Genomic DNA, 13,126 nt, shown 5'->3' on the forward strand with positions numbered 1-13,126 from the left:
CGCTCAGCGCACGGTCAACTGTCCTCCGTCGACGTTCCACGCCTGCCCGGTCACCCAGCAAGCCTGGTCGCTGGCGAGGAACACGACGGCGTCGGCGACCTCTTCGGGTTTCCCCGCGCGCCGCAACGGCACCTGAGTGTCCACATAGGTCCTCCAGTGGTCTTCGGGGAGATCGTCGAGGCGGCCCGTTCCGGTGACGCCGGGGCACACGGCGTTGACCCTGATGCCGTAGCGACCCCATTCCCGCGCGGTCGAGGCCGTCAGTGACTGCACGGCGGCCTTGGACGCCGAGTACGCGGCGCTGCCGGGACTGCCCAGCTTGCCGCCGATCGAGGACATATTGACGACGCAACCACCCTTGCCCTGCGCGATGAGCCGCCTGCCGAACGCCTTGCTCATCAGGAACGTTCCCCGCAGGTTGGTGGCAAGCACGGTGTCCCACACCCCGGCGTCGACGTCGATCACCGGCTTGCGGTCGCTTTCCCGCGCGGCGGCGGCGTTGTTCACCACGACATCGACCGTCCCGAACGCGGCCAGCGTCTCGGCGAGCAGCGCGTCGACGGAGGATTCGCTGGACACGTCGCACACCACCGGCACGGCGCGCCTGCCTGCCGACCTGATCTCGGCGGCGACCGATTCGATGTCCCGCCAGCCGGCCTCCCGCTCCTCGCCCGGGTAACGGAAAGGATCGCGACCCGTTCCGGTGAGCACGATGTCGCAGCCCGCCCTGGCGAGCGCGAGCGCGACGGCCCTGCCGATGGAGCGCATCCGCCCCGCTCCCGTGACGACGGCGACCTTGTCGTCCAGCCCGGTCAACGCGAAGACCACGGTGTCACATCCGTTCGATGAGCATGCCGGTCGCCATGGCTCCGCCCGCGCAGACGGCGACCATGCCGATGCTTCCCCCTGTGCGTTCGAGTTCGTCGAGGACCGTGGCGATCAATCTGATTCCGCTCGATCCGACCGGATGGCCGAGCGCGATGGCTCCGCCGTTGACGTTGAGCCGGTTCTCGTCAACCTCGTGGACGCGCGCGAACGACATCGGCACCGCCGCGAACGCCTCGTTGACCTCGAACACGTCCACGTCGCCGATACTCAGCCCGGTCCGCTCCAGCAGCCGCCGGGCCGCCTGGACAGGTCCGTCGAGCAGGTAGCGGATCTCCGCGCCGATCAGGCACTGGGCCAGGATCCGGGCTCGTGGCCGCAGTCCGAGGTCTCGCGCGACGCGCTCCTCCACCAGCACCGCCGCGCTCGCGCCGTCGGAGATCTGGGAGGCGGTACCGGCGGTGTGCAGACCGCCTTCGAGGATCGGGGCCAGCCCGGCCAGCGCCTCCATGCTGGTGTCGCGCAGCCCTTCGTCCCTGGCAACGACCGTGCCGTCAGGCAGGGTGACCGGCAGGATCTGCCCTTCCAGCCTTCCCAGCTCCCACGCCGTGGCGGCGCGGCGCTGCGAGCGCAGTCCGAACGCGTCCAGGTCGGTCCTGGTGAACCCGCGCCGGGCGGCGATACGGTCGGCCGCGACGTACTGGGTGGGCAGGTCGAGCGACCAATCGTCCGGCCGGGGACGGCCGATGCCGTCACCGATGTTGGCTTGCAAGGGAATGCGGGACATCACCTCGACCCCGCAGGCCATCCCAACCTCGATCGTGCCGCCCGCGATCTGGGCCGCGACGAGATGCACCGACTGTTGCGCCGAACCGCACTGGGCGTCGATCGTGGTCGCGCCGGTCGTCTCGCCGAGTCCGGCGTGCAGCCACGCCGTGCGCACGACGTGGCCCGCTTGTTCCCCCGCTTGCGTGACGCAGCCACCGATCACCTCGCCGACCCGCGAGGGTTCGACACCCGCCCTGGTGAGCAGATCTCGTTGCACACCACCGAGCAGGGTCACCGGATGGCAGCCCGACAACGCACCGCGCCGCCGCCCGTAGGGGGTTCTCGCGGCATCCACGATCACCGGGGTCGGCATGCGAATCCTCCTCGTTCGGCTCGTCCGGCACCGACGCTAAGTGAGCGGGTCATCCCGTCGTGACCGCGTTCCCGGCAGGTGAAACCGGCGGTGTCCCGAGGAGATCACCGAGTTCGGCGGCTATCGCGTTCGCGCCGCCCAGCGTGAACGCGATCTGCCTTCCCCACAGGAAGTACCGGTGCACCGGGTAGTCGATGTCGGCGCCGATGCCGCCGTGCAGGTGCTGGCTCGTGTGCACCACCCGCAGGCCCCCTTCCGATGCCCACCACTTGGCGACGAGTACCGCGGCAGCCGCATCGGCGCCGTCCTGATCCGCGGTGTCGAGCAGCCACGCGGCCCTGTGCGTGGTGAGCCGGATGCTCTGCACGTCCAGGTACGCGTCGGCGGCCCGCACGGCGACGGCCTGGTTGGTGGAAAGCGGCCTGCCGAACTGTTCGCGCTGGGAGGTGTAGCCGGCAGTAAGGCGCAGCGCTTCGGAGCACACCCCGAGTTGCACGGCGGCCAGCGCGACGCGCGTTCTGGCCGTCATCCAGTCGGCGACCTCGCGGCCACGGCGGTCACTCAGGTGCTCTTGCTCGCCGATTCGCACCCCGGTGAGATTGACGGCCGCGTGACTCTCCTGACTGGTCGGCCGCACCGCGGTCAGTTCGACCCCGCTGCGCGTCGCGGGCACGATGAACACGCCACGGATCTTGTCTCCCGTGTCCGCTGCGAGGACGATCGCGTCGGCGACCCCGGCAGCGGGCACCGAGGGCAGTTCGCCGTCCAGTACCCAGCCGGGCCCTTCGCGGCGCGCGGTCACGCCCGGTTCGACGCTGCCGGTCAGCAGAGCCGTCCCCGCGACGATTCCCGGCAACCAGGCCGCCCGTTGTCCGGCGGTTCCGAACTCGGCGACCGGTAACGCCGCGGTCGCGATCGCGGCGCACAGCGGAACCTGGCCGAGCCTTCGGCCCTGCTGTTCGAGCAGGATCACCAGGCCCAGCATCCCGAGCCCGGCACCGCCGTCACGCTCAGGCAGGGCGACGCCGGTCAGTCCCGCTTCACCGAGCGTGCGCCACAGCGCCGCGTCGTAACCCGTGTCGTCGGCGACCTCGCGAACCCGTTCGGCGGACGACTGGCCGGCGAAGATCCGCTCAGCCAGTTCACGTACCGCGCTCAGTTCCTCGTCCAGTTCGAACCGCACGTCACTTCCTCCCGTTTCCCCTGCGGGCGGCCAGTGTCATGCCGAGGCACTTCGCGGCGACGATCTCCCGCATCACCTCGTTGGTGCCGCCGCCGAAGGTGTTGTTCTGTGCCCGGCGCCCGAGATTCTCCAGCCGTCCGCGCAGGGCCGCGCCCTTGCTTCCCGGTCGCAGCAGCCCTTGTGCGCCAACCACTTCCTGTAGTTTCGAGTAGGCGGTGACCACGCCCTCGGTCCCGAAGACCTTCGCGGCTGCCGAATCACCGCCGCCCAGCGTTCCCGCCGCGACGTCGGCGACAAGCCGCAGGTTCACCACGTCCATGGCACTCAGCAGCGCGTACACCTCGCCCAGTGTGGAGCGCACCCACGGCACGTCGAACAGAACGCCTTCACCGTGCGGCTGCGCTTTCGACCAGTCGAGCACCTCGGCGAACAGTTCGCCTGCGATACCGCCTCTCGCCGCGAGCGCGACCCGCTCGTGGTTGAGCTGGCTCGTCATCAGCTTCCAGCCGCCGCCGAGTTCGCCGACGACGTTGCCGAGCGGGACGCGGACGTCGGTGTAGTAGGTGGCCGAGGTGCTGATACCGCCGACCGTCTTGATCTCGGTGACCGAGAAACCCGGATCGCTCGTGGGGACAAGCACCACCGAGATGCCGTGGTGCCCGCGCGATTCGGGGTCGGTGCGCACGGCGAGCCAGATCCAGTCGGCGTGTATCCCGGCGCTTGTGAAGATCTTGTTGCCGTTGACGACGAGTTCGTCGCCGTCGAGTCGCGCGCTGGTGCGCAGCGAGGCGAGGTCGGTTCCCGCGTCCGGTTCGGTGTAGCCGATGGCGAAGATGAGGTCACCGGCGAGGATGCGCGGGAGGAAGTAGTCCTTCTGCTCGGCAGTCCCGTACTTCATCAGCGCGGGCCCCACGGTGTTGAGCGTGACCAGCGACAGCGGCGCGTTCGCCCTGATCACCTCGTCATAGAAAACGTACAGCGCTTCGGGATCCTCACCCCTTCCGCCGTATTCCTCCGGCCAGCCGAGCCCGAGCCAGCCGTCCTTGCCCATCCTGCGCAGGATCCTGCTGAACGTCGGGCCGCCCTCGGTCTGGTCGACGAGATCGCGCCGGTCCCGCTCCGAGATGATGGCGGCGAAGTACTCCCGCAACTGCCTTCGTAGCGCCTTCGCCTCGGAGGAAAGGTCCAACCGCATCGTCGTCACGCCTCGTCACGCTCCTCGCTCATCTGGGCAGACCGAGCACTCGCGTCGCCAGAACGGTCAACTGGATCTCGATGGTGCCGCCGCCGAGCAGTACGGCGGGAAGTCCGATGTGGTCCATCACGGGTTCGCTCGCCACCGCACCGGAATGACCGAGCAGCGTCAGCAGCTCGCGCGATCCCTCTCGCTGCGCGATCGCGCTGTACACCTTGAGCACGCTGGCTTCCGGGCCTGGCTCGCCGTCGGCGAGCCGCACCAGCACACTCTTGAGGTTGAGCGCCGACAGCGACAGCTCCCGTGCGCTCGCCCTGCCCAGCGCGCGCACGACGTCCGCCCTGCTGCCCGGTGAGTTCAGCAACTCCCGGAACCGGGCCGCCGAGCCGTGATTGAGCAGGGTGGAGCCCATGCTCAGCCGCTCGTTGGACAACGTGGTCACCGCGAGCGTCCAGCCCGCTCCCTCGTCGCCGACGAGGCAGTCGCCGGGTACGAACACCTCGTCGAGGAACACCTCGTTGAACTCCGACTCCCCCGTCGCCTGCCGCAGCGGGCGCACGTCGACTCCCGGCGAGCGCATGTCGACGAGGAAGTACGACAGGCCACGATGTTTGGCTGCGTCCGGGTCGGTCCTGGCGAGGCACACTCCCCAGTCGGCCTTGTGTGCCAGCGAGTTCCACACTTTCTGGCCGCTCAGCGACCAGCCGCCCTCGACGCGTTTCGCGCGGGTGCGCAGGCTCGCCAGGTCGGACCCCGCGCCTGGTTCGCTGAACAGCTGGCACCACACCAGTTCGCCACGCAGGGTCGGCCGCACGAACCGGTCCTGCTGCTCGTGCCCGCCGTGGGCCAGAATCGTCGGCAGCACCCATTCGCCGATCACCGTCGTGGGCGCGGCCAGGTTCCGGGCGGCGAACTCCTGTGCGATGACGGCCTGTTCGCGCGCCCCCGCCGCTCGCCCGTAGGGAACCGGGTAGTGCGGCGCGACCAGTCCCGCCTCGGCGAGCGCGATCCTGCGCTCCGCCTCGTCCGGCATGGCGGCGACCTCGTCGAGTACGGCGCCGACCTCCGCGCGCAGCGCGGCACATTCTCCGCCGGTCACCGCCGAGAAGTCCCTCGTGCCCGCGAGGGCGGCCTCACCGAGCGCGGTTTCCCAATCACCCGCGCTTCCGGCCAGCGCGGCGATGCTGATCGCCCTGCGCCAGTAGAGGTGCACGTCGTGTTCCCAGGTGAAGCCGATTCCGCCGAGTAGCGTGACGCAGTCGAGAGCGAGGTCGACGGCAAGCGGTAACGCGGTGAGCGCCGCCTGCCCCGCCGCCAGCCGCCACTGGTCAGGCGGCTGGCTCGCGGCCCTCGCCGCGTCCCACGCCGACGCGCTCGCGCGTTCGGCTCCCACGAGCATCATCGCCGCTTTGTGTTGCACGGCTTGAAAAGCGCCGACCGGTTTGCCGAACTGGATCCGTGTCTTGACGTACTCGACCGCGGTGCGAAGACACCAGGCCGCGATGCCGCTCGCCTCGGCTGCGAGCAACGCGGTGCCGGCAAGGCGGACGTAGTCCTCCGGCACGGAAGGAAGGACCCGCGCCGGGGGCACCCTGTGCTCGTGCAGCGACAGTGTTCCGACAGCACGGGTGAGGTCGACGCCGTCGGCGGCGGTCACCGTTGCCGAAGCCCCTTCGGCCACCACGAACCACAGTGTCTCTGCTGGCTCTGCTGGCTTCCCCCGCGCGGGGATCGCGGCACGGGCCACCACGATCTCGGCGCCGGGCAGGCCAAGGACGGGGCCCGCCTGGCCGTCGACGAGCCAGCCACCGTCGCCGGCCGGCGTCGCGACGAGTCCTTCGCCCACGACCAGCGCTCCGGTCGCTCCCTCCGCGAGCGAGGCGAGCGCGTCACCGGGATCGCCGTCCGCACCGGCGAGCACCGCGCTGGTCAGCACCGTCGGCAGGTAGGGGCCGGGAAACAACGCGCCGCCCAGTTGCTCGGCCACCACGGCCAGCTCGGCGAGCCCGGCACCCGCGCCGCCCAGCGCTTCCGGCAGGTGCACGGCGTGCAGGCCCTGGCGCACGAGTTCCGGCCACGCGGCGGGAGCCTCGCCCTTGGCGCAGGCGGCGAAGGCGGCTCTCGTGGCGGACACGGGAGCGGCCCGTGTCGCGAACGCGGCGGCGGCGTCGGCCAGCGCACGCTGATCATCGGTCACTGCGAGCGGCATCCGTCCGTCCTCCGTTGTCGATGTCGTTGCGGCTGGAACAGTTCACAGGCGTTCCAGGATCAGGCAGCTCGTGGCAGCCGAGGCGCAGATGGCGATCATGGCCGTGCTGGCGTCCCTTCGCTCCAGTTCGGCCAGCGCGGTGGCAAGCAGCCGGATTCCGGTCGCTCCGGCCGGATGGCCGAGCGCGATGGCCCCGCCGCTGACGTTGAGCCGGTCCTCGGCGATGCCGTGGACACGCGCGAACGACATCGGCACCGCCGCGAACGCCTCGTTGACCTCGAAGAGGTCGATGTCGGCGACGGTCATTCCGGTGCGCTCGAACAGCAGGGACGCGGCCTCGACGGGCCCGTCGAGGAGGTACTCGGTGTCCCCGCCGACGACGCGGTGCGCGGTCAGGCGCGCGAGCGGCGTCACGCCGGTCTCCTCTGCCGCGCGCGAGGACATCAGCAGCGCGGCACTCGCTCCGTCGGAGACCTGCGAGGAGGTACCCGCCGTGTGCAGGCCGTCCGGTTTCGTCGGAGTCAGCGCCGCCAGCGCGGCCATGCTGGTGTCGCGAAGCCCCTCATCCTTTTCGACCAGCCCGCCGCCAGCGGCGACGGGGATGATCTGCCTCGCGAAGCGCCGTTCGCGCCACGCCGTCGCAGCCCTTCGCTGGGAACGCAGCCCGTAGGCGTCGATGTCGGCCCTGCCGAACCCCCTGCGGGCCGCGATGCGATCGGCGGCGGTGTACTGATCGGGCGTGTCGAGTGCCCAGTTTTCCGGTCGCGGGGTGCCGAGCCCGCGACCGGACTTCGGCGTCAGCGGCACACGCGACATGACCTCGACGCCGCAGGCGAGACCCACGTCGAGCGAGCCCGTCGCGATCTGGCCGGCCACGAGCAGCACGGCCTGCAAGGCCGTGGAGCACTGCGCGTCGATCGTGGTGGCTCCGGTAGCGGCGGGCAGACCGGCGTGCAGCCACGCGGTGCGGGTGATGTTGCCGAACTGCTCGCCGATCGGCGTCACACAGCCGCCGATGACCTGCCCCACCGAGTCCGGCGCGACCCCGGTGCGGTCCAGCACGCCGCGCTGGACCGCACCGAGCAGGTCGGCGGCGTGCACGCCGGACAACGCGCCGTCCCGTTTGCCGAACGGGGTCCGCGCCGCATCGACGAGTACCGCGCTCGTCGAGGGAATTCGTTGCGGCATTCCTTCGGTCTCCTCGGTGGGCCTTGTGGACTCGCTGGGTTCGGTACCGCCTCCCGGGATTCAGCCGGTTCCGAGTACGACAGCGCTGTGCGGCACGGGCGAACCGCCGGTGACCAGTACGTGGTCAAGGGTTTTCGCGGGCTGGTTGACCGAGGTTCCTCGTACCAGCCGGACGCCTTCGGCGATGCCGTTGACGCCGTGGATGTAGCCCTCGCCGAGTTGCCCGCCATGGGTGTTGACCGGCAGCTTCCCGTCCAGTTCCAGCGCGCCGCTCGCGATGAGGTCCTTCGCCTCGCCGATGCCGCAGAACCCGTACTCCTCCAGCTGGAGCAACACCATCGGCGTGAAGGCGTCGTAGAGCACCGCCGCATCGATGTCCGAAGGCCCGATTCCCGCCTGCCGCCACATCTGCTCCGCGACGTAGGCGACCTCGGGAAGCCGGTCGATGTCGTCGCGGTAGTAGCTGCTCATCGAGATCTGCCGCGGGCCGCTGCCTTGCGCGGCGGCGCGGATCACCGCGGGCGGATGCCGCAGGTCGCGCGCCCGCTCGGTGCTCACGATCACGAGCGCTTGCCCGCCGTCGCTTTCCTGGCAGCAGTCGAGCAGCCGCAGCGGTTCGGCGATCCACCGCGAGTTCTGGTGCTCCTCAAGGGTGATCGGCCGCTGATAGAACCAGGCTTTCGGATTGGTGGCGGCGTGTTTGCGCGACAACACCGACACCCTGCCGAAGTCTTCCGTCGTGGCACCGTACTTGTGCAGGTATCTCGTGGCGAGGAAGGCTTCCTGCTGCGCGGGGGTCAGCAGGCCGTAAGGGTTGATCCAGTTGCGGTACTCCTGGTCGGTCGAGGGCGTGTAGGCGAACGGCGGCGGTCCGGCCCCGAACCGGTGGCCGGAGCGTTCGTTGAAAGCCCGGTACACGACCACGACGTCGGCGACGCCGGTCGCCACGGCCAGCGCGGCCTGCTGCACCGGAGCACATGCTCCGCCGCCGCCATGCGGGATCCTGCTGAAGAACGACAACCGGGGAATCCCGAGCGCGCGGGCCACCGCGATCTCCGGGTTGTTCTCCATCGTGAACAACGCGAACCCGTCGACGTCCTCGACGCCGAGCCCGGCGTCGTCGAGCGCGGCGAGCACGCACTCGCAGGCGAGCTGCCATTCACTGCGCCCCGAGTTCTTGGAGAACTCGGTCGCGCCGATGCCCGCGATCGCGGCCACTCCCGAGAACGTGCCGCTCATGTCGTTTCTCCCCGTCGTGCCCCGGTATCCGGCTCCGCGGTAGGTGCCACGGTCACGGTCGCGGTGACGTGCGCGCCGCGAGCGTTGCTTCCCGTGATGCTCAGCGTGACCTCGCCTGGTGCCGCTTCGCCCACGGTGCCGGTGAACCGGAGCGTGTCGCCGGGAAACGCGGGCACACCGAGCCGCAGTGAGGTCGCCGTGATCCGCGAGCCGGGGCCTGCCCAGTCGGTGACGTAGCGGTTGAGCAGGCCGTTGGTGGAGTTGATGCTCAGGAAGATGTCCGGGGTGCCCCGTTCTCGCGCCTTGCCGGGATCGTGGTGCACGTCCTCGAAGTCCTGGGAGGCGATGGCGGCCGCGACGATCATGGTCCGGTCGAGCGCGATGTCCAATGGCGGCAGTTCCGTTCCCGTGCTCACTCCGAACGCGTTCATGCCGCACTCCCCGGCTTGCGCAGCTGGGGCAGCGTCTCGCCGTGCGGATGTTCGGCGAACGCCACCTCCAGTTCCATCCCGATCGCCAGCTCGTCGCGGTCGATGCCCGTGATGTCGGCGACGAGCCTCGTGCCTTCCTCCAGATCGGCGAGTCCGACGAGCAGCGGATAGCCGAACGCCGCGTCCCGTGGATGGTGAATCACGGTGAAGCTGTGCAGTGTCGCCTTCCCGCTCGCCTGCACGCTGTCCCAGGAAAGCGAACGGCAGCTCGCGCACGCGGGCGCGGGCGGATGCCGCAACGTGTGGCAGTCCGCGCAGCGCTGGATCTCCAGCCTTCCCTGCCTCGCCGCGATGAACCAGAACTCGTTGTCCTGGGTCACCACGAGCCGGGGCACCGCGGTGCGTGGCTGCTCGCTCATGCCCGCCCCTCCCGTTCTTCGTCGTCCTCGGCGCCCCCGCCGGGTTTGAAGCGCAGCAACCGGAAACGCTCGTCGGCGAGCAGTTCGCCATCGGCGTCGTGGTAGCGCTTGCGCAGCGTCAGAAACCGGCCCTGCCCCAGTGCGGTGTTCTTCACGCCCGAGATCGCCTCGATCGTGATGTGCGCGGTGACCCGGTCGCCAGGACGGACGTCACGCGGGTACGTCTGGTCCACATTGGTCGCGACGACCGAGGTGTAACCCGCCTCGTCGAGCAGGCGCGACAGCCGGGAGTAGGCGAAGTCCTCGACGACACCCTCGGCGCGCATCCGGTGGATTTCCCTGTGCCTGCGGTAACCGGCCATGACCCACGTGGAGATCATCGCCGGAGGGCACACGATGCCGGGGCGGCCCGTCTCCTCGGCGGCGGCCCTGTCGACGTACACCGGGTTGGCGTCGTCGTGTGCTTCCACCCAGTTGCGGATCATCGCCTCGTTGACCGCATACCTCGCGGTCCTCGGCGGCTCCGCTTCGATGCCGACGAACGCGGCGAGCCTGGCTTCGAGACTTTCGGCCGCCACCAGCACCTCCACTCTTGAGCAAGCGCTTGATTCGGCGACGATAACAGCAGAATCCCCGGCCCGACAGCTCCGCTCCCACCCACCAAAACCCGCGAGTCCCCCAACCTGAACGCCGAGATCCGCACCCAGGACGCCGAGATCCGCACCCAGGCGCGCGAGATGCGCGTTCAACCACCCACCATCTGCCCACCAGACGGAACGACGGCACCGGACGAGCACCTTGTGCCCTAGCATCGGCCCGGCCAACGACCACGCGACGGCTGGAGACCGAGGTGGGACCAGGACCGGACCGTCGGGAGCAGATCGTCACCGTGTCCGCGACCCTGTTCGCCACCAAGGGAATCGCGGCGACGACGGTACGAGAGATCGGCGAGACGGCGGGCGTGTTCTCCGGCAGTCTCTACCACTACTTCCCTGCCAAGAACGCGATCGTCGCCGAAATCCTGCGCCGCTACCTCGACGACATCCACACCAGGTTCGCGGCGGTGACGGCACGCACACACACGCCGGAAGCCACGGTGCGGGGCTTGATCACCGAAACCCTCACGGTCATCGAGCTGCACCCGAACCCGACCGCGATCTACCAGAACGATCGCACCTACCTGCGTGACAACGGATTACTTGAGCCGGTCGACCGGTCCTCGCGGTCGGTGCGCGAGTACTGGCTCGCCGCGATCCGCGAGGGGGTTGCCGACGGAAGCCTGCGTGCCGACGTCCCGGCCGAGATCTTCTACCGTTCGGTGCGGGATTCGCTGTGGGCCACCATGCACTGGCCCATTCGCGCGGAACACTCGAAGGAGGAGTTCGCCGAACTCCTGATCACCTTGTTCTTCAACGGTTTCGCGGCACGCTGATCACTGGCCGGATGCCTTCATCGACTTCGCGTCCTGACCGGCGAGCGAGTCACCACCGACCTCGGCGTTGTGCGCGTGAGCCGCGTGGTGCCAGCCGAACGCCGCGTCCATCCCGGACCGCATGCCCATGAGGTCTTCGGCCTGGTTGACCGCCTTCTTCGTCAACGCCAGCCCCAGCCTCGGCATCTCGGCGATCTGCCCGGCCATCGCGAAGGTCTCCCGCTCCAGTTCGGTTCTCGGCACCACCCTGTTGACCATGCCGAGCGCCAGCGCCCGCTGAGCGTCGAACCTGCCGCCGGTGAACAGGAACTCCTTGGCGAAGCGCGGGCCCATGACCCACGGGTGCGCGAAGTACTCGACGCCGGGGATTCCCATCCGCACGACCGGATCGGCGAAGAAGGCGTCGTCGGCGGCGACGATGAGGTCACAACACCACGCGAGCATCAAGCCACCGGCGACGCAGGCCCCCTGCACCATCGCGATCATCGGTTTGGGCAGTTCCCGCCATCGCCTGCACATGCCGAGGTACACCTCGGACTCCCTGGCAAGCCGGTTGTCGACGCCGTCCTTGCCGACGTGATCCCACCACAGTCCGGCGCGCCGGTCGAAGGACGTGTCCACGTCACGATCCGGGGTGCCGATGTCGTGGCCTGCCGAGAAATGCTTTCCCGCCCCGGCGAGCACGATCGCGCGCACCTCGTCGTCGGCGGCGGCCCGGTAGAACGCGGCGTCGAGCGCGTAGGTCATCGCCGAGTTCTGGGCATTGCGGTAGCCGGGCCGGTTCATGGTCACCACTGCGACGCCGTCGCGCCGCTCGTAGGTGACCACCTCGGTGGTGTCGCTCATGTCGCGCTCCCTTCCGCTGTTCTCGCCGGGTGACTGTCAGTGCGCCGGTACGGTTCCGCCGTACCGCAGGCCGAGGAGGTCGGCGGCCCTGGCCCTGTGCCACCGCGCGGATCCCCAATCCCTTGCCAGCGCCCACGTCTGCTTGAGATACCGGTGCAGGTCGTACTCGGTGGTGTAACCCATGGCGCCGTGGCACTGGATCGCGGTCGCGGCCATCGCGGTCGCCGCGTCCGAGGCGAGCGCCTTCGCCGTCGACACGTCGCGCTCGGCGCTCTCGTCGCCGGTGGACACGGCGAAGGCCGCGTTCGCGACGACGGGCGCGGCGAATTCGAGCTGGATCGCCGCCGTGGCGAGCTGGTGCTTGACGGCCTGGAAACTGCCGACCGGGACGCCGAACTGGTTTCTCGTCCGTACATAGTCGACGGTCATCGTGAGCATGTGCCGGGCGAGCCCGACGAGTTGTGCCGCGCAGCCGAGGACTCCTCGCGACCACGCGGTGCGCACCACCGCCTGGTCGGTGACCACGGCGAGTTCACTGCCTCCCTCGATCCGGCCGAGGCCACCCGCCGGATCGGTCCCCGCGGCCGGTTGCCTTGTCGCGGTGGCGAGGTCGACGACGTGGACGGCGCCGGTACCCCCGAAGCCACCACGCAGCACCCAGTCGGCGCTCAGCGCGTGCCGCACGATTCCGCGCGCGGCGGGATCGGCCGCGCAGCGGGTTCCCACGGCGTCGCCGAGCCCGGCCGCGGCGAGCACACCGGGCGCGAAGGCGATGGTCTCGGTGAGCGGCAGCGGCATCGCGGCCTGGCCGAGTTCGGTGAGGACCGCGACCAGGTGGTTTTCGTCGAGTCCCAGTCCGCCGTGGTCGTCACCGGCCAGCAATCCCCACGCGCCGACGTCGGTGAGCGCGGCAAGCGCGAGTTCCGGATCCAGTGGCGCGGGTCTGCCGATCCGGTCGACCAGCTCACGCACTCCCTCACGAAGGTCGTGCTGCTCGGCCGTCAGCGCGAAACGCATG

General features: G+C 69.7%; 13 protein-coding genes. 1 reads left to right on the top strand and 12 read right to left on the bottom strand.

The annotated features are described in order from the left end of the window. Nucleotides 1-3: 3 nt before the first annotated feature. Genes BAY61_RS16160 through BAY61_RS16205 form a run of 10 tightly spaced genes read right to left on the bottom strand, consistent with a single transcriptional unit; the run spans nt 4 to nt 10,408 of the window. Nucleotides 4-828, bottom strand: coding sequence for an SDR family NAD(P)-dependent oxidoreductase (locus BAY61_RS16160; RefSeq protein WP_091804680.1), 825 nt, complete (start codon nt 826-828; stop codon nt 4-6). Nucleotides 829-832: 4 nt separating this feature from the next. Further along, the gene (locus BAY61_RS16165; RefSeq protein ID WP_091804684.1) at nt 833-1,966 is read right to left on the bottom strand and encodes a steroid 3-ketoacyl-CoA thiolase; all 1,134 of its coding nucleotides are present in this window, start codon (nt 1,964-1,966) and stop codon (nt 833-835) included. A gap of 49 nt (nt 1,967-2,015) precedes the next feature. Then, nucleotides 2,016-3,149 (bottom strand): acyl-CoA dehydrogenase family protein, encoded by a 1,134-nt coding sequence (locus BAY61_RS16170; RefSeq protein ID WP_091804686.1) that lies wholly within the window; start codon nt 3,147-3,149, stop codon nt 2,016-2,018. Nucleotide 3,150: 1 nt separating this feature from the next. Then, nucleotides 3,151-4,344 (bottom strand): acyl-CoA dehydrogenase family protein, encoded by a 1,194-nt coding sequence (locus tag BAY61_RS16175; protein WP_091805268.1) that lies wholly within the window; start codon nt 4,342-4,344, stop codon nt 3,151-3,153. A gap of 28 nt (nt 4,345-4,372) precedes the next feature. Continuing rightward, complete coding sequence (locus BAY61_RS16180) at nt 4,373-6,553, bottom strand: acyl-CoA dehydrogenase family protein (RefSeq protein ID WP_091804689.1); 2,181 nt, start codon at nt 6,551-6,553, stop codon at nt 4,373-4,375. Between the two features lie 42 nt (nt 6,554-6,595). Next, nucleotides 6,596-7,741: a steroid 3-ketoacyl-CoA thiolase gene (locus BAY61_RS16185; protein ID WP_091804692.1), complete on the bottom strand. Its 1,146-nt coding sequence runs from the start codon at nt 7,739-7,741 to the stop codon at nt 6,596-6,598. Nucleotides 7,742-7,801: 60 nt separating this feature from the next. Further along, complete coding sequence (locus tag BAY61_RS16190) at nt 7,802-8,980, bottom strand: lipid-transfer protein (RefSeq protein WP_091804695.1); 1,179 nt, start codon at nt 8,978-8,980, stop codon at nt 7,802-7,804. After that, entirely contained in the window at nt 8,977-9,411 is a 435-nt protein-coding gene (locus BAY61_RS16195) for a hotdog family protein (RefSeq protein WP_091804698.1), read from the bottom strand. Before BAY61_RS16195 ends, BAY61_RS16190 begins: the two co-directional genes overlap by 4 nt. Next, complete coding sequence (locus BAY61_RS16200; protein WP_091804701.1) at nt 9,408-9,830, bottom strand: Zn-ribbon domain-containing OB-fold protein; 423 nt, start codon at nt 9,828-9,830, stop codon at nt 9,408-9,410. The genes BAY61_RS16195 and BAY61_RS16200 overlap by 4 nt, the downstream gene beginning before the upstream one ends. Further along, a complete protein-coding gene (locus BAY61_RS16205) occupies nt 9,827-10,408 on the bottom strand; it encodes an FAS1-like dehydratase domain-containing protein (protein ID WP_211323578.1) in 582 nt (193 codons plus the stop codon). Before BAY61_RS16205 ends, BAY61_RS16200 begins: the two co-directional genes overlap by 4 nt. A gap of 272 nt (nt 10,409-10,680) precedes the next feature. Here BAY61_RS16205 and BAY61_RS16210 point away from each other — a divergent pair, with 272 nt between their 5' ends. Beyond that, complete coding sequence (locus tag BAY61_RS16210) at nt 10,681-11,262, top strand: TetR/AcrR family transcriptional regulator (RefSeq protein ID WP_091804707.1); 582 nt, start codon at nt 10,681-10,683, stop codon at nt 11,260-11,262. On the opposite strand, the gene BAY61_RS16215 is transcribed toward BAY61_RS16210, so the two are convergent. Beyond that, a complete protein-coding gene (locus BAY61_RS16215; RefSeq protein WP_091804709.1) occupies nt 11,263-12,108 on the bottom strand; it encodes an enoyl-CoA hydratase in 846 nt (281 codons plus the stop codon). 36 nt (nt 12,109-12,144) lie between these two features. Next, nucleotides 12,145-13,125, bottom strand: a complete 981-nt coding sequence (locus tag BAY61_RS16220) for an acyl-CoA dehydrogenase family protein (protein WP_091804712.1) — start codon at nt 13,123-13,125, stop codon at nt 12,145-12,147. Between the last annotated feature and the right edge of the window lies 1 nt (nt 13,126).

Source organism: Prauserella marina (genome assembly GCF_002240355.1).
Lineage (GTDB): Bacteria > Actinomycetota > Actinomycetes > Mycobacteriales > Pseudonocardiaceae > Prauserella_A > Prauserella_A marina.